Origin of the sequence: Brumimicrobium mesophilum (assembly GCF_003025005.1) — a bacterium.
GTDB lineage: Bacteria > Bacteroidota > Bacteroidia > Flavobacteriales_D > Crocinitomicaceae > Brumimicrobium > Brumimicrobium mesophilum.
Map to the genome: position 1 here is coordinate 149381 of NZ_PVSS01000002.1, position 18230 is coordinate 167610.

At 31.9% G+C, this 18230-nt stretch carries 15 protein-coding genes; 7 read left to right on the top strand and 8 right to left on the bottom strand.

All coding sequences use genetic code 11. The annotated features are described in order from the left end of the window. Positions 1-40: 40 nt before the first annotated feature. Entirely contained in the window at positions 41-343 is a 303-nt protein-coding gene (locus C6368_RS02375) for a DUF721 domain-containing protein (RefSeq protein ID WP_107037580.1), read from the bottom strand. Continuing rightward, entirely contained in the window at positions 340-1473 is a 1134-nt protein-coding gene (gene recF / locus C6368_RS02380; RefSeq protein WP_317045960.1) for a DNA replication/repair protein RecF, read from the bottom strand. The genes C6368_RS02375 and recF overlap by 4 nt, the downstream gene beginning before the upstream one ends. A gap of 202 nt (positions 1474-1675) precedes the next feature. Between recF and trhA the strand changes: the two genes are divergently transcribed. From trhA to C6368_RS02400, 4 genes are all read left to right on the top strand, one after another. Beyond that, positions 1676-2314 carry a PAQR family membrane homeostasis protein TrhA gene (gene trhA, locus C6368_RS02385; RefSeq protein WP_107037748.1) on the top strand — a complete coding sequence of 213 codons (639 nt, stop codon included), beginning with the start codon at positions 1676-1678 and terminating at the stop codon, positions 2312-2314. A 222-nt stretch (positions 2315-2536) separates the two neighbouring features. Next, the gene (locus C6368_RS02390) at positions 2537-3823 is read left to right on the top strand and encodes a DUF2254 domain-containing protein (protein ID WP_107037581.1); all 1287 of its coding nucleotides are present in this window, start codon (positions 2537-2539) and stop codon (positions 3821-3823) included. Positions 3824-3925: 102 nt separating this feature from the next. After that, positions 3926-4105, top strand: coding sequence for a hypothetical protein (locus C6368_RS02395; protein WP_107037582.1), 180 nt, complete (start codon positions 3926-3928; stop codon positions 4103-4105). 148 nt (positions 4106-4253) lie between these two features. Continuing rightward, positions 4254-4736: a hypothetical protein gene (locus C6368_RS02400; protein ID WP_107037583.1), complete on the top strand. Its 483-nt coding sequence runs from the start codon at positions 4254-4256 to the stop codon at positions 4734-4736. A 40-nt stretch (positions 4737-4776) separates the two neighbouring features. Here the strand turns inward: C6368_RS02400 and C6368_RS02405 are convergent, their stop codons facing one another. Together C6368_RS02405 and C6368_RS02410 are read right to left on the bottom strand one after the other, a co-directional pair. After that, the gene (locus C6368_RS02405; protein WP_107037584.1) at positions 4777-6300 is read right to left on the bottom strand and encodes a PH domain-containing protein; all 1524 of its coding nucleotides are present in this window, start codon (positions 6298-6300) and stop codon (positions 4777-4779) included. Next, positions 6290-6808 carry a PH domain-containing protein gene (locus C6368_RS02410; protein ID WP_107037585.1) on the bottom strand — a complete coding sequence of 173 codons (519 nt, stop codon included), beginning with the start codon at positions 6806-6808 and terminating at the stop codon, positions 6290-6292. The genes C6368_RS02405 and C6368_RS02410 overlap by 11 nt, the downstream gene beginning before the upstream one ends. Positions 6809-6936: 128 nt before the next feature. Here C6368_RS02410 and C6368_RS02415 point away from each other — a divergent pair, with 128 nt between their 5' ends. After that, positions 6937-7635, top strand: a complete 699-nt coding sequence (locus C6368_RS02415; RefSeq protein ID WP_107037586.1) for a hypothetical protein — start codon at positions 6937-6939, stop codon at positions 7633-7635. A gap of 275 nt (positions 7636-7910) precedes the next feature. Then, complete coding sequence (locus C6368_RS02420) at positions 7911-8711, top strand: class I SAM-dependent methyltransferase (RefSeq protein ID WP_107037587.1); 801 nt, start codon at positions 7911-7913, stop codon at positions 8709-8711. 15 nt (positions 8712-8726) lie between these two features. Here the strand turns inward: C6368_RS02420 and C6368_RS02425 are convergent, their stop codons facing one another. The 4 genes from C6368_RS02425 to C6368_RS02440 all read right to left on the bottom strand — a co-directional run bounded on the left by C6368_RS02425 (position 8727) and on the right by C6368_RS02440 (position 16669). Further along, positions 8727-9224: a GNAT family N-acetyltransferase gene (locus C6368_RS02425; RefSeq protein WP_159038390.1), complete on the bottom strand. Its 498-nt coding sequence runs from the start codon at positions 9222-9224 to the stop codon at positions 8727-8729. Positions 9225-9730: 506 nt separating this feature from the next. After that, positions 9731-9961, bottom strand: coding sequence for a hypothetical protein (locus C6368_RS02430; RefSeq protein ID WP_107037589.1), 231 nt, complete (start codon positions 9959-9961; stop codon positions 9731-9733). Positions 9962-10008: 47 nt separating this feature from the next. Next, complete coding sequence (locus tag C6368_RS02435; RefSeq protein WP_107037590.1) at positions 10009-11133, bottom strand: FAD:protein FMN transferase; 1125 nt, start codon at positions 11131-11133, stop codon at positions 10009-10011. Further along, positions 11096-16669: a hypothetical protein gene (locus C6368_RS02440; protein WP_234369071.1), complete on the bottom strand. Its 5574-nt coding sequence runs from the start codon at positions 16667-16669 to the stop codon at positions 11096-11098. Before C6368_RS02440 ends, C6368_RS02435 begins: the two co-directional genes overlap by 38 nt. A gap of 838 nt (positions 16670-17507) precedes the next feature. On the opposite strand from C6368_RS02440, the gene C6368_RS02445 reads away from it, so the two are divergent. Further along, positions 17508-18230, top strand: coding sequence for a 2-phosphosulfolactate phosphatase (locus C6368_RS02445; RefSeq protein WP_107037592.1), 723 nt, complete (start codon positions 17508-17510; stop codon positions 18228-18230).

Consider the following 18230-nt stretch of genomic DNA (forward strand, 5'->3'; position numbering starts at 1 on the left):
ATTGTTTGTTTAAGAATTTAAGTAGTTGTGAAAAGATAATTTACTCGAACCAAATGTCATTGATTACTTCAGAACCAGCAAATTGATTTACTCTTTGAATAATCACACTTCTTCCATAATGCAATTCATCACGCATAACTGATGAATTCAATTTTATGTGTAGCACTTTATTTCTGATATAAATCTTCTCTGTTCGATTGGCAATTCCTTGCCCCATCATTTCTGGCCAAGCATTGATGATGTCCATTTCCTTCATCTTTCCTTCTAAACCCCAAGCTTTCATCATTTTATCAATGATTTTATCTATTCCTTGGTCCTTTTGATTGCGTTCTTTATCACTCATACAGTAGTTTTAACTTCACTTTCTACAATTGAATTTCCTTCAATCTGAAATGCTTTATAATCAATTTGATTGTTTTCAAAAATAGATGCAATTCGTTCTTTATCAGTGTCTGTAATCAAAACTTGACCAAAATCTTGATCATTGACCATTTGCATTAATCGCTCAACTCTTCCATTGTCTAACTTATCGAAAATATCATCCAACAAAAGTATTGGCTTCCGATTTAATCGAGACAACAACCACTCATATTGTGCTAATCTTAAAGCTATTAAGTAGGATTTCTGTTGACCTTGAGAACCAAATTTTTTAATTGGGTGTCCTTTAATCGTAAAAATAAAATCATCCTTGTGGGTTCCAACAGTTGTATATTGCTTTCTCTGATCGTTGCGTTTAGCACCTTCCAACAACTCTTCGAAAGAATGATCGAATAATTGAGACCGGTATTCTAAACTCACCTCTTCCCTATTATCAGAAAGCCATTGATAGTATTTTTGAAATATTGGAATAAATTCTTCAACAATTTTCTTTCTTGCAACATGAATGCTTTTTCCACAAGCCACCAATTGTTCATCCCAAACACTGATACTTTCTTGGTCAAAAAAACCATAGCTCCCCATGTTTTTCAACAAAGCGTTTCTTTGGGCTAAAACCTTACCATACTTGATCAAATCCTGAAGAAAATCTCTATCAAATTGTGCAATTATTCCATCCATCCATTTTCTTCTGACTTCACTTCCTTCGAGTATTAAGTTTCTATCATATGGCGAAATCATTACTGCAGGAAAAAGCCCAATATGATCAGCTAACTTTTCATAAGTCACTTTGTTTTTCTTAAAAACCTTCTTTTGGCCTTTTTTTACCCCACAATAAACAGATTCTTGAACATCATCTTTATTCCAAATACTCTGAATAACAAAAAATGATTCATCAAATAAGATATTTTGACTATCAATTGGATTTAAGTAGGATTTACACATACTTAAATAATAAATAGCGTCTAAAATATTGGTTTTACCTGCGCCATTTGGTCCAATAAAACAATTAATATCGGGTGAAAGCGATACATCGGCCTGCTTATAATTTTTAAAATTAATCAAGCTTAACTTCGAAAGAAAAATATGATTGCCCACATTACAAAGATAGAGAAATTGTAAAGTATTTGCATGTTTAAATTGTAATACTTAGCACAATTTTCTTTTTATAAAATACATGAAGTCGCCATATGAAACAAATTTGTAATTTCGTAAAACTTAAATTCATAATAGTTGTTCATTTTTCATTGTCATCAACTGAATTTTGATTTTAATGTATACTTACTCTAAAACTTTTTATATGAACAGTTATTCTCCTAAAGAAGAAAAATTAAATGTGATTACCCATGCATTTGGATTTATATTAAGTTTTGTTGCTGTTATATTATTAATTCTAAAAGCATCGTTTTATGGTGGTATTTTGGCAACGGTTAGTGTTTCAATTTTTGGTGCAAGTTTAATTGTCTTGTACGCTGCATCAACAATGTATCACAATGCTAAAACAATAGAGTTAAGGATTAAATTGAAAATTTTTGACCATGCGGCGATATTTGTCCTCATAGCTGGTACTTATACTCCATTTACTTTAATAACCCTAGAAGGGAGTGTTGGTTGGTTAGTTTTTAGCGTGATTTGGGGAATGGCCTTAATTGGAATTACCTTGAAGCTCTTTTTTACAGGGAGATATAAAATCCTTTCTACTATTATGTATATTTTGATGGGTTGGGTCATTATTTTCGCCGTTAAACCATTGGTTGAAAGTTTATCTTCTGAAGGATTATTTTGGCTATTCGCTGGTGGTTTCTTCTATACAATAGGTGCAATAATATACAGCATCAAGAAAATAAAATTCAATCACGCGATTTTTCACTTATTCGTTTTAGGAGGCAGTTTCTGTCATTTTTATTCAGTTTATAACTATGTTTTACCTGGAGAATAAATAATTTAGATTGATTTTATTAGCCAAATAAAAGTCTATAAGAAACTTATTATAAATCCGTTAAAGTGCAGTACATTAAAAGTTGCACTACATTATTATTCAATATCTATTTCCTAAAAAGCCATATAAAATCATTAGTTTACAGACGGAATGAATACATTTATTGGATTATCACTTTTCACTAGATAGATATAGTTTTAAAAATCAAACAATTACAAATATATGTTCAAGAAAACATTGAAATTTCTAAAGAAAAATTATCACGATATTGTACAAAGTATTGCCTTCTACCCTATATTAATAAGTTTAGCCTTTCTTATTTTAGCATTGATTAGTATTAAAATTGAGAATATTGAAATAGTAACCAACGTTAAAAAAAATCTTCCATTTTTATTCATAGAAGATTATGAAACGGCTAGATCAATTCTTTCTACTATTATTGGTGGAATTTTATCCCTTACCGTTTTTAGCTTTTCAATGGTTATGGTCGTTCTTAATCAAGCTTCTTCCAACTTTTCACCTCGATTATTACCTAATTTAATTTCGAATAAAAGACATCAAATAATCTTAGGTTTTTATATTGGAACATTGCTATTCTGTATCATTATTCTTACTGCATTAGGTGCTTACGGAGCAGATTCTGAATCTATTAGTTTATCTACTATGATTTCTGCAATAGCTAGCTTGGTATGCATAGCACTGTTTGTCTATTTTATTAATAGTATTTCAGTTGCCATACAAATTCACAATATCATTGATAAAATCTATTTCACAACAGAGAAATATCTCAAGAAGGAAATTTCAGAACATAAAGAGGATAATGTTGAAATAAACACTGTTAATTCAGAAGATTGGACTACAATCAACATTAATAGAACAGGCTATTATAGAAATTTTGATATTTCTTTAATGAAGGATTCGATAAAAAACAAAGAAAATCATTTCATCATACTTCCTTATGTGAATCAACACATATGGGAAGACACTCCAGTTTTAAAAATTAGAGAATTTATTTCAGAAGAAGATTTGGAAAACATTCTTTTCTGCTTTGATATTTCTTCTGACCGTCATGAATCTGATAAAAATGTAACAGGTATGATAAAACTGATGGAAATTGCAGTTAAAGCTATGTCTCCTGGAATAAACGATCCCGGAACAGCAATAAATTCAATCAATAAAATTGGTCAATTACTGAATAAGTTTCTTGAATTCCCAGCGAAAACCACAAAAATTTCAGCCAATAATAAATTAGTCATAACCGATTATATAATAACAACTGAAGAAATCATGAGGTTAGTCATTCAACCCATTCGATTATACTCGAAATGTGATAACTCCGTATTGTTTGTTTTAATAAAATCACTTCAATTCATAAAAGAGAATCCTAAAATTTCTCTTCAAAACATAGCTGCAATAAATGTTGAACTTGAAGCTTTAAGATATGATATTGAACAAAATATTGACAATCCTTTTGATAGAAAAAGCCTGATTGATTTACTGGAGGAATAATAATTTAAGGTTTATTAGATATTTCTTTAATTATTCAACCGTCAAATCCACGTGAAAACCACTATATTTAAGGAAACTATTTTTAACCAAAAATTAGAACTTATGAAATTAAATAGAAAGTGGTTAACTGCAATTTATATAGTCGCAACAATTTTAATTATTATTGGAATAACGCTAAGATTAACTGAACAAGGAAATGGATTCATTGTAGGGTTTATCGGTATTACCATTGGAATTATTGCACTAATTGCAAATGGTATGGTGCCGAAAATTAAAAAATAGAATTTATAGGGAAATCAAATAAGTACTACGGTGATTGATAAAATGTAGTATGTCTTGGATTTAATTCTATATTTGTTGTAGATTCTTGACTAAATTTTTAGGCAATTCACATATTCGATTAAAATACTATTTACGATATATTACTCCCATGAAAAACACTATTCTATTATGCTTAATCCTACTTTTCATCAACTTTAATGGCACTTCTCAAGAAGAATCCCAGACAAAAGAATATTTAGAATATGACCAGGGCTTTAGTGCTGAAGTTTTTAATCAAGGAGCTTTTGGATTTGGAATTGGTGGTATAATTGGAAAAAATCTCGGTCACAAATCAAAACCTAACTTTTCAATGGGTATTTACACGGATGTTATTTTAGCTGATTCACCTATTTTTAGTCCACGTTTGAAATTCCTACTTAATCATTCCGGAATCTTAGGTCTTGGTGTGAATTTAGCCAGCAATTATAGAGAAGGTGAAACTGACCTGAGAATCACACCAGAAATCAATTTTTCCTTATTTGGGATAGTTAATCTATGCTTAGGCTATAGCATAAATGTTAATAATAATTCCTTCACAGATTTATCCGAATACAGAATTGGAGTGAATATAAATTTCATCTCCAAGAAGTAGAATTCACTTTTAAGTTAACTCCTCTATTCCATAAAGAAATCTAAATCCAGCCCAATCCACTATTTTCAACCTTGAAATTCAGATAATTAGAAACCTTTAATACTTCTTCATATTTCAAATAATTGATGCGTTCTTTACCTGAAGCAGTATAAATTACTAAATCTGCATGCTCATTTCTCTGTTGAAAAACATTTCTTTCGATAGCGATGGATTGTATCTTATGAACAGCAATATACTTTCTGTTCGTATGAATTGAACCCGATTGAATTTCTATTAAATCTTCATTCACTCCAACATGACTCTTTTTCACTTTACTAAAGGAGATGAAAATTAAAATAATCATCATAAAAATAGAAACAATTAGACTTAAAATCAATCCTTGTAAATAATACACAGCTATCCCAATTGAGGCAGAAATAATGATATTGGCTACCATCATTCTAATTATCAAACGCATGCTACTATTAATTTTTATAAAGGTTTGAGGATATGATAAATCAAAAATTGAATTGAAAAGAATCTTCATATTTTGATCCGTGATGCCGATAACACCAATCTTCTTTTTATTATTCAAATCTTGAGATGAAGCTTGACTAATAAATACGTTTCTGATATTAAAAAGATTTTTTATAGGATTCTCTTCAATTTCAAAAACTTGAGCTTTGTTTTTCTTAATTACCTGAATAACACGTTTCAAAAGTCCATGCTCCACTTCATATTCATGATCCACTTTCGTGACTTTTAAATCGAAATATTTAAAAACAGTTCTTCCTACAGTAACAACAAATGTCGCTGCCAGCAAAAGGACGATAAGGCTTAGAATAAACGCGAAAGTTCCTTGGATTTGACTTAAATACATCTCATCGAAATCTACATCAAACAAATTCTTAAAAACATCCTGAAGGTATTGAAAAAGAGTACTTATAATAAGCAGAACCAGTCCAAAACCTTTAAAATAATTTGAACTTATACCAACCTTCAATAATTGAATAAAATCAAGTTTGAATAAAACTTTTGATTTCTGTGGAATTGGAGATGCTGAAGGATCATTTTCTAAGACATCACTATTCTCAACAAAACCTTCAGCAATAAACTGGTCACCAGTTGACTTCTTCAGCAAAACCTCCTTCAACTCAATTGCAACTTCTTCAGTAAGCGCTTTTATTTTAATTTCCGCAGCCTTTTGTCCAGCGGTTTCAATCTCTAATCCTACAACATTTAAAACTTTTTGAATAAGATTCTGATTGATGTTTATGTTCTGTATCCGATCGAAAGGAATATCCGTGTCAGTTGAATTAAAAACACCTTGTTTTAAGAAAAAGCGTTGATTCTGAACATGAAACTTAAAATTCAAATAACTTTTATAGGAATAAAGTAATTGTAGAATTAGCAAAACTATGACAACAATAACGACCGTCCCGAGGTAATTCTCTCTTACTTTGCTGCTCAACAATGGCAATAAAACATAAAAATTCTGTCTTAAGCTTTTAAAAAGATCCATGAAAAATACTACAAGGATACCTCTTAGGTTTTGACGTCTAGGAATAGAAAAATCAGTTTTCATCAAGGTCTGCTACTTTTAGAATTTGAGCTTTAATTTTATCGGCTTCTATTTGATTCAATCCTTTTATACTTAAATCTCCAGTTGATGAACCAGCGGTATAGATTTTTAAACTAAAAATTTTAAACGCTTTGAAAATTAGATTTTGACGAAGTTCCACATGCTGAATTCTTTTATAGGGTACAATGGTTTGTTTAAAAACAAAAAATCCTCGTTGAAAAAGGATATCCTTTTCTCTTATTCCATATTTTCTTCTTTTAAACCCTTTTTCAATTTCAATCAATACAAGAGAAAATAAGAGAACTAAAACACCTGTCAATAAGTAAACAGTAGGAAAAGGTGGGTTTTTAAAGATGTGCAAAAAGATAATTCCACAGGATAAAACGACAAACCAAAAAATATAGATCAAGCGCAATAATTTGAGGTATTGAGTAGCAATAAAATGACCATCAACCGTTTCAAACTGCGGTAAATCATCAACATTTAATGTATTATTTTGAAAATCTAACATTTATTGTTTGTTTTAAATAGAAATCAAATTTAAGAAACAAATGATAAAAAGTTAGAATAGTTTGATTATTATAAAACAGGCTAGGTTAAAAAATGTGATCAATTGTTTTTTGTACATTAGCATACAAAATGTTGAAATATTTAACTTACATGAAAATCAATAACTACTTAATCTTCACATTCATTGCTATACTCACACTATTATGTTTTTCTGCTTGTTCTAAAAAAACAGAACCCAAAATTGCACGATTGTTAACTTATGAACAGCAGGTTGAAATTTTGGATGAATCGAAGAATGAAAATGTAAAAAACTACCTTTTACAAAAATATGGTGACAGTACTGCAGTAATTTATGACAGTCGTGGAAATATTCGAATGAATTATTATGGCTCTGGTAAAATGGGTATGGAGTATAACTTCTATAATGCCAACAAACATATCAATTGTGCAAAATGGAAAAATATGGATACAATTTTCTATCATGATGCATCTATTAATGAGTTCGATCTCGATTCAACTTCCCGAAAGGAAACCTTGAATGGTTTTTCGTTAATCTATTATTCAAAAAATCCGTCTGATACGAATGGCATAATTCAAGAGTTCCATTTTATCAATGACTCTTTAAAAGTTGACGCATCATTATATAAGAATTTTAAGGACATTTCCTTTAATGAAATCATCTTTGAAGCAGGCTTACTCCCCGTGAAAACCATTGTTACAGTTGAAGGAATTCGGATTTCACGTACTCTAATTCGAATGAAAAATATAACCGACCCTAGGGCATCCTATTTTGAATTAGATCCAAATCTACCTGCCAAGAAAAATTAGCTAGCTAATTGAGTGCAAAGATTAAATTCAATTCAAAAAATTCGTATTTACAAAACCATTAAATGCTAAAGGTTAAGAATTTACTTTATATGATATATTTGAGAATTCAAAATTCTTTAATCGTTGCAGTTAGCATGATGCCGATAAGACATGAAAAATGTTGGACCAGTAAAGAATAGGTTTTGAAGGTCCGTCGAAAGAAGGTGAAGACAAATTGAAGAATAAACATTAACTTTCAACATTATAAGGCTTCTCTATTTTAATAAAACTCAATTATGAATCCTGAAGAAAATTACAAAGAAATCAATCGAGAATCTTGGAACAACAGAACTGATTCCCATTTAAACTCAGAATTCTATGACATGGAAGGTTTTATGAAAGGAAACACTTCTTTGAATAGCATTGAATTGAATTTGCTAGGTGACGTAAAAGGAAAAACAATTCTTCATTTACAATGTCATTTTGGTCAAGATTCAATTTCTTTGGGTAGACTTGGAGCGGATGTTATTGGAGTGGATTTATCTGACAAAGCAATAGAAAATGCAAAACGAATTGCGAAAGAAACGAAATCAAACGCTCAATTTATTTGCTATGATATTTATGATTTACCGAATCATTTGGACAAGCAATTTGATATTGTTTACACAAGTTATGGAACAATTGGTTGGTTACCAGATTTGAATAAATGGGCTAAGGTTATATCCAAATTTTTAAAACCTAAAGGTAAATTTGTTTTTGTTGAATTCCATCCTGTAGTTTGGATGTTTGATGATAATTTCGAAAAGATCGCATATACTTATTCTAACTCAGGAGCCATCATTGAAACAGAAAATGGAACCTACGCAGATAAAAAAGCAAACATATCTCAAGAATATGTCATGTGGAATCATGGTTTGGCGGAAGTAATTACCAGTCTAATAAAAAATGGACTTGAAATGAAGGCTTTAGAAGAAATTGATTATTCCCCATATAATTGTTTCAATAAAACTGTGGAAATAGCGCCCAACAAGTATAGAATTAAACATTTAGACAACAAAATCCCAATGGTTTATTCTCTTGTTGCAACAATGAAATAATATAAGATTCACAAATTACATTTTTCGAATCTCATAAATTACATTATTCAAATTATCTTCATCAACTCTATCTTTCAGCAAATAGAACCCATTTTTTTCCAATAGTTTTCTAGAGTTCAGATTTTCTTTATGTGTACAAGCTTCTATTAATTCAAATTCTAAATCCGTGAAAGCATATTTGAGAACCGCACTAATAGCATTCGACATTATTCCTTTATTCTGAAATTCCGGTAATAACTCATAACCCAATTCTGCCTGCTTGTTAACTCTATCAATGTTCCAAATCGTAATTGTGCCAGCAAATTCATTATTATCAATTGTAGATATTAAATACAAATAGTTTTCTTTTCGCCATCTTACTATTGACCTGTCAATATCTTCTAAGGTAATGTTCAGATTTCGTTTTATATATTTTGTGACTACCGGGTGAGTTCTAAGCGTCAACAATTTCTCAGCATCAGATGATTGAACCATATTTAGATTAAGACGGTCTGTTTTGATGTTATGATTCATGTCCATATTGTTTAGCGAATGATATTTTTTTGTTGGTATTCGAAAATAAAGTAATATTTAGTTCTCATTCTAAGGTAGAAAATTATTAAAAATAGCTAATAAACAATGTTAACAGCACTATTGAACTCAACATTAAAATGAAGAATCTTTTCTTTTTTTTACTCTTTGCATATATTAAAACGAAAGGACTAAGAAAGATAGCAAATCCAATGAAAAAAAAGATATAATACAAGAGAATAAAAATAGATGCGTCACCGGCATACGCTAATCCATAAGGTATAACGTGAAATACAAATAAGAATTCGGACAAGTTTGATCCAGTATGATAAAATGATAACCAACCAGTCAATAGAATGAATAAAGCTGAAATCACGCAACTTATAACAATTACAGATTTTTCTTTCATATAATTTTATTCACTCAACAGCTTTAATTATCTGACATAAATAGACGGTACATCCTCTTTGGAAAATTGATTATTAATGCAAGCCGTTAAACATTAAAAATCATTCTTCCTCCTTCTTATTAATCACATCATCGCGTTTTTTATGAACTCTTTTTGACCAAGTTCTGGCGATGATTAAAATTAATATTAAAGCTCCACCAATAATCATTGCTGTAGGTGATTCCCAAAAATTGACCTGCTCACTGTCTGTTTGTTTAACGTGTTGTGGAGATTGAGCGAAAGTCATTAAACTCATTAATAATACTGCTAATACTGAATATACTTTTATCATTTTATAATAATTTAATCTGTGAAAATTCAAAATTGAATTTCTGGGTTTCAATCCAATAAATAGTTGTGCATTCCATCACTATACGCTCTTTCAATGCGACCTTGTTTATTCTCAAACAATAAATAAGCGTCTATGTTTAGCTCTGGGTGCTCTTTTATAAATTCTAAGGAAGATTCCAATCCCATAACCATGAATGCTGTGGCATAACCATCTGCTCTGGCTGCATCATCTGCAATTACAGTTGCACTCAATAAATTATGTCTCAATGGCTTACCACTAATTGGACTAATTGTGTGACTGTATTTTTTCCCATCTAATTCGTAGAATTTTCTGTAGTTTCCTGATGTTGCAACTGCCTTGTTAGTAATTTCAACATAGTTTTCTAACTCTCTTTTGTCTGCACCTTCAACACCCGTGTTAGATTCAACTGGTTCATCAATTCCAATTACCCAACTCTTCTTTTGGTCGTTCTTCCCTTTTACCCGAATTTCACCTCCAATTTCAATGAAGTAATTCTCTTGGCCTTTTTCATCAAGGTAATTTGCCACAACATCTATACATTGTCCTTTAGCTATTGCATTAAAAACCAATTTTAATCTCGGTTCCTTTTTGGTGAATACACCTTCTTCGTAAGAATAATTTTCTTCATTTAGTCCTACGAAACCTAAAACACTGTCAATTTCAGCTTCAGATGGTGCATTTTCAATGTCAGTAAAGAATCCCCATAAACTCACTAATGGATATACTGTGGGGTCAAATGAACCATTGGTTTTTTGATAAATTTCTAAACTTAGTTCGAAACATTTTTTAAAGAATTCACTTGAATTTAAATCAATGACTGAATCATTTTCATTAAAATTTGAAATCATTGAATTAGGAATATATGTTGACAATTCAAGATTAAATGACTCAATTAAATAATCTATCTCCTGAGGAATAGTTTTAAGAGAATCATCACTTGTCTTGATAATGAATGTTGTCCCTAAGGCATTTCCTGAAACAGATTTCACATCATTCCACCAAACGTTTTCTGTGTTATTTGGCAGCACAACATCCGCTTCTTCTTTTAAAGAAACTTCTTCATTAGGACTACATGAAAAGAGAATTATCGCTAACCCTCCAGCAATTATTTTTCTAGTAGTGCTTTTCCAATTTTGCATTCTCTGTGCCATAAATCCAAGTTTGTTCTGTTACTGGTGAACCGTTTTTACTGTAAGTTAGTCCAACTTTTGTTTGTGTTCTTATATAAACTTCTCCTCTTCCATCAGTAACAACAATTCTTCTTGTTACAATTTTTACAGGAATTCCCTTACTGTCTTTACGAACGTAATTCTCTTGTGTTACTCCTTCCGGATAATCATCTCCTATTGTGTTGGCAATTGTTTCGTTAAACTTAACCTTATTACTTTCTAAAGCATCAACATATTTTTGAGTTGCCTGCTTTTTCTTACTGGCTTGATCACCGCTCATTAAGTCAGCATTTTCTCTTCTAATTTCTTGATTTTTTAATTCATCATAATTCTCTTTAACGCTTTCCACTTTTTCTGAATGTAAGATGGCTTCTTTATTTTCAATTCTTAAAAGTTCATTTTCTGTGGCTTCAATCTCTTGGCGTTTTTCATTCGACAATTCTTTTCTTCCCCTTTCAAAAGTTTCCTCACGATTTTTGACATCGTTATCAATAACCGTTAAATCCTTTTCATTTTGTCGCGCTTTCTCTGCTTGAAGATCCAAAACAGCTTCAACCTCTTGGGAGTTTTCCTGTGCTTTATTAACTTGCTCAGTACTTCTTTCTACAACTTGATTGTATTGATCTTGGTCTACTTCCTTTAATTGTTCAACGGCTCTAAGTCTTTCGTCATCTTTACCAATTTGGGATTCTGTAAATTGTTTTTCAGCATCCGTTAATTGATCATCTATTTTTATTTGTTGTGCATGAACAGTTCCCGCTTCATCCGATAGTTTTCGTTGCAGCTCAGCCTCATAAGCAATAATATCTTCCTTTAATTGTTGTTGAACCACGGCCTTAGCTTTAGTAGATTCAGCAACTTTAATTTCGGCTAAAATAGATTCATCTTGCATTTCAACAACCTTATTGTATTCTTCTCTGGAATCCGTTGAAGGATTATACCCATCTTCAATTTTTTCTAATTCTTGATTGGTTGAAGTTACTTTAACTGCATTATGTGCTGCTTCAGTCAAATCATTGACATCTTTTTCATATTCAACCTCTTTGATTTGTTCTATAGCATCTTTATGCATTGACCTATAGTCAGCTTTCTCCTGGTCAAAATCGTCATTTATAAATACTAGGTCTTGACTCGCTCTTGAAAGTTCTCCTTCTTTATATTTATTCATCTGAGCTGATTTCTGTTCAAAACTGTACATTTGACCATCCACCTGATTCACAATTGTACTTTTCATTTCTTGCTCACCTTGATTGGCTTTTTCTCTTAGATCTTTCAAAGAAGTTACTTGATTTTCATATTGTAATCTTTCATCAAAATCACTTAAGGCACGATTGGCAGCCTCTCCCTCGTATTGGGTTAATTGTTTTGAAACTATTCCTTGTTTCAATCGCTCTCTATCAATTTCTCCTTGTTGCAATAATGCAGCTCCTTCAAGTATTGAAATATTTGATTGCTCACCTAAATATTCCACACTTCCTTGAGCCTTAGCATTGGCATTCTTTATAGATTCTATTTCAGCTAATTTTGTTTTTGGATATTGCTCATAGTCACGCAAACTAATAGCTCTTTTATATGCTTCAATCGCTTTTTCATATTCCTGACTGTTGAAAAATCCATCAGCTGTAGTTATGGTCTGATTGTAACGTTTTTCCTTATTTGCTGCAGCTTTTGCTTGCGCTCTCTCAATACTTAGTTTTATTTGCTTATTTGTGTAGGCATCATTAACATCAATATTTAAAGCTTTTTCGTATACCGACTTTGCTTCCAAATATTTCTCACCTTTAAACAACTGATCTGCTTCGGCAATAAATTGATTAAATTGTTCTTTTTGAGATTCGTTTTCTCTTTTTAATTTTAATAAATTATCAAGAATTTGACGAATTTCATCCGACTTATCTTTAGCATAAATATCATCTTCCTTTACTGACAATGCCGATTGATATGAATTTAATGCTTTGTCGTATTCTTTATTTAAGAATTGTGCATCTCCTTTATCCACAAAATTTTGGTATTCCTTATCCAAACTATTTGCTGCTAAATTTTTAATAGCCTCTTCTGCTTTTGCAATTTGAGTTTTAGGATAATTCTCAGCCGATTTCAACCCTAAAGCTTCATTGTAAAGTTGGATACTGTTTTCAAACTCTCCATTCTCGAAAGCTAAATCTGCTTTTAAAACAGTTGCTGTATAATTTGCATTTAATTCTTTTTCAGCTGAAGCATTGTCAATTATTGCTTGGAATTTCAAAATTTCATTCGATGGGAATGTTTCATTTGGTTTAATTTTTTGTGCTTCTTTTAAATATTCTATGGCATTTGCGTATTTACCATCAATCGCAGCAACACTGGCCAATTGCAATTGATCTTGATAATTTTGCTCAATTTCGGCTTCGTTACTTGAAGCTTTCTCCTCCTCTATTTTTCGCAGTAAATCATCTATTTCAACAATCTTATTTTGAGGCAAAGAGGCTTGTGGTCTAACATTTTGAGCCGATTCATAAATAGTTTTAGCTTCGCCCAAAGTTGCTGTATTGTTTCCATCTGCAATGGCTTCATCATATTTAATCTTCGCTGCTTCAATAAAAGCATTGTATTCTAATTCTTCCTCCTGAAGTTCTTTAATTTTAGACAATGCTTCTTCTTTCAAACGAGTAGCTTCTGGATCAGCTGGGATTTCAATTAAGGCATCATCAAATGCTTTCACAGCAAGTGAATAATCTTCATTAGTCATAGCAGATTTACCTTGAGCCATTGTTTCTTCATATTGCTCATTCTTACTATTTGCCAAAGCAAGTTCTTCAATTTTTTGCTGCATATCTTCAATTCGACTCATCGCCACTGGGTCGTTTTCCTTGATGTTTAAAGCCTCCTTGAATGAATTTAAGGCCGTTTGGAAATCCTCATTTGTTGCAGATTCTTCACCAGCGCTCATTTTCGTATTGTACTCTTCTTCTTTATTTTTTGAAGCCACAGCTAATGCCAACTTTTCTTCAATAATTTCTAAGTTGGCAGTAATTTCCTCATCCGATTGAATTTCAAGTGCTGATTCGTATTTAATTTTAGCCTCACTCCAATTTTCTTGAGTTAACAATTCATTTCCTTCAGCTTTTAACTCTTCAAATTGAACGCCTTGAGATTGAGCTGCATCAAATTCAGATTTACTTGCTTTAGCAGCAGCCAGCATGTCTGAGACATCTTGACGTTCTGTGTCAAGGGCCAATGCAGCTTCATACTTTGAAATCACATCATTCCATTTATTCTCTGGTTTTAATGCATCAGCTTCATCCAATAAAGTTTGAATTTGAGCCGAACTTTCTGCTTGTGATTGTTCTGCTTCCCAAGCTGTTTTACTTTCTTTTGCGGCAGCTAACATGTCAGAAACATCTTTTCTTTCTGAATCAATTGCCAAAGCAGCTTCGTATTTTGAAATGACATCATTCCATTTGTTTTCTGGTTTTAATGCATCAGCTTCATCCAATAAAGTTTGAATTTGAGCTAAACTTTCTTCCTGAGCAGCTGCGTTTTTTAATGCTGCTTCAACCTCTGTTAAACGGGTATTCACATGTTCTCTATCATCAAAAATTGCTTTTGCGGCTGTATACTTTTCCTTAGCTTCTGCCCAATTTTCTTGATCAAAAGCTTTATCTGCTTCTGCTACAACCTCATTAAAGGCTGATTCTTGCTGTTGTTGAGATTCTTTATCGGCCATCAACTGTTCAGCGTTCTTTTTACCTTCGATTGCTTCTTTTTGGTCTTCTTTCAATGCCAGTACAGCATCATAGTCTGTAATTGCACCAGAATAATTTTCTGATCCTACTTTCTCAGTAGCACTAGCCAGCAATTCTCCAATTTGCTCCTCCACCCCTGCTTGAGCAATCATGGCTTCCACTTCTATAATTCTATTATTTACATGTTCTCTGTCATCATAAATCGCTTTAGCCTCTGTATACTTTTCTTTAGCTTCTTGCCATGTTTTAGCTGTAAAGGCCTTATCCGCGGCAGTAACTAATTCATTAAACTGATTATCTTTTTCCTCTTGCGCTTGATTTTTGGCAAGTAATTCTTCTGCTTTTTTCTTTCCTTCAATGGCTGCTGGAAATTTGTCATTCAAGGCTAAAACTGCTGTATAGTCTTCAATTGCTTTTGCATATGTTTCAGCGTCCATATTCGTTTTAGCACTTGCCATTAAAGCATCAATTTGCTCTTTTTGTTCAGCATTCTTTTTTTGTTCAGCTAAAAGACTTTTCGCGTTATCCAATTTTGTTTGCACCGCTGGATCTTCAATTAAAGCAATAGCTTCGGTATATTTAGTTACTGCATTTTCAAATTCTGTAGCCACAACATGCGCATCCGCTTCGGCAACCAACTTATTAAAAGATTCAATTTTAGCAGCTTCGGCAGCTTTTCCATCAATAATTTCTTGCGCCATTTTGATTCTACCCGCAGGATAAGTGGCAGCGCTTTCAAAAGTTAAGGCCTCTTCATATTTCAAAATTGCTTCTTCAAAATTCTCTGCGGTATAAAGAATATCCGCCTCTTTAATTGCAGCGTTGTATTTATCTTTCTGCTCTTCAAGTGCTTTTTGTGCATCCAATTTCTCAGTCATATCTGCCAACTGCTTTGCTGGATATTCTTCTTTTGGGAAAATTTTAAGTGCAGCTTGATAAGCATCACGCGCAGCTTTTAAACTGTTTTGTTTCAAAAAACCATCCGCTCGTTTAACGATTTTATCATATTCTGCCCTTTTCTTAGCATTCGCCACCTCTTCCTTAAGTTCAGCTACTTTATCTTTAGGATATTGCTCATCTCCTTTCACAGCAATAGCTTCCTCATATTTAGCCATTGCTTTTACATAATCTTTAGCACTTGCAAAATTGTCCGCAGCTTCAATTAAATTCAGATAAACTTGATTTTCTTGCTTATAAGCCAATTCTTTTTCGTCTTGCTTTTGCAATAAATCTTCAATTTCTAGTAATCGAGAATTCGGGTGAGCTTCTTTTTGTTTGCCTGGCACTTGTAAAGCAGCAACATATTTATTCAATGCCTCTTTGTATTTTTTGCCAGAATACAAGGCATCAGCTTCTGAAATCAATTTGTTGTATTCGGCATCTGAGTTCTTCGCTTGATTGGCAGATTCAGCAAGTTTTTCCTCAATTTTTGACTTCATTGCCTGCATTTGACCTTTGTTGTAGGTCATATTTCCATTATCAAAAGACCAACTCACTACTGGCTGTGTTTCTAAAAAAGAAAAATCAATTCCAGGGCGTTCGGTAAACAAATCCAAGTTAATTGGAGGAAAAATTTTCCCCCCAGCAGGCATTTCTTCTCCGTTAACATCAGTTACATCAAGTGCTATAATTTTCGTGACATAACCAGATTTGGTGTATTTCACGGTATATTTTTTCCCTGGTGTAAAGCTAACTGTATAATCCCCATTCGAAGAAGTGCTTGCACTTGTCACAGTTGAACCTCCAGAAAGTACAGATACCTTTACGCCTGAAACGCTAGCTTTACTGTCCATATCAGAGATTTTTCCATAATAATTTATGTTTTGTCCAAATGAAAAAGCAGTGGAAACAATCAAAAAAGTTATAATCGAGAAAAAATTCTTCATTTTGAATATGTGTATATATTGTAACGCCAATAAGTATAATCTGTTACACCAGACGTTTATAGTTCTTTGTTTAACTCACAAATATCAGTAAAAATAAAATAAATCCATAGAATACTGATGGTTCAAATGGCTTCAATTATCAGACCATAATAAACATACTGTAATTCAGTAGATTAGCTCTACTTCAAATAACATTTACTATAAGGTTGTGAAAAGTGGAAAAAGTGAAACGAGAATATCCGAAAAATACTGAGTTGTGAAGATCATTAATAATGACAAATAATTAATGATTTTTCGGGTAGCTTCTCAGTTAAGCAAGCTTGGTTGAAATTAGCTTTACTGAGATTCAACTCACCTATTGAAAAACTTATTTTTTATTAGGGTTACCTCTGAAGTTGCCGATTGTAACAGCCAAATTACCTCCCTGCCAAGTTCACCACTTTACACTGATAATGAAAGCTTTGCCTTCTACTTATCAATTAGAATAAATCAAAACAGATCCTTCGGACAAAAAAACTGAGTTATTTTTATTTTCCGAAGGAAAGGATTTCTTCTAATCCATTTATTATCAAAGATTTTTACATTAAAAGATAAATAAATTTAAACAAAATTGCTTATTGCAATTTAAATGGATAACCCTTTTTTTTTTATAAAAACCCTACTAGTTATTCATCAAAACTCTAAAATTTGTTGCAATATTGATATCGTTACGCATAAAATTATAGAAAATCATTAAATTCGCCCTATGCAGAAAAATATTATTGAAGTTTGTTTCACCCCTAGCGACTATGATTATTTCAAAGGTCGATTTGAAATCGTTGTTGTAATAGATGTACTTCGCGCAACATCAGCAATTTGCTCGGCTATTCATAATGGAGTTAACAGCGTTATTCCTGTTTCTACAATTGAAGAAGCCAAGGAATATCAAGACAAAGGTTATTTGGTTGGTGCAGAAAGACAAGGTGAAATTGTTGAGGGTTTCGATTTTGGAAATTCACCGTATAGTTATATGAAACCTGAATTAGTAGGAAAGGATGTCGTACTTTCTACAACAAATGGTACAAGAGCAATTAATATAGCAAAGGAAGCTCCAATAGTTGTTATTGGTGCTTTAACGAATATAGATTTTCTTTGCGAATGGCTTATAAAACAAGAGAAAAATGTTTTATGCCTTTGTTCTGGTTGGAAAGATAAATTCAATTTAGAAGATACAATTTGTGGTGGAGCAATTGCAGATATTTTAATTAAATCTGGAAAATTCACATCGGATGAAGACACTTCTGTAGGTGCAAAATATCTTTTTCAAGGAGCAAAAGATAATTATTTTGGTTTTCTTAAATCAAGCTCTCATAGAAGAAGATTGAAAAGACTAAACTTGAATGAAGATATTAAATTCTGCCTTACTCCGAATCAAATGGATGTTATTCCGATTCTAAGGAATGGTAGAATTGAAAAATTAGAATTCTAA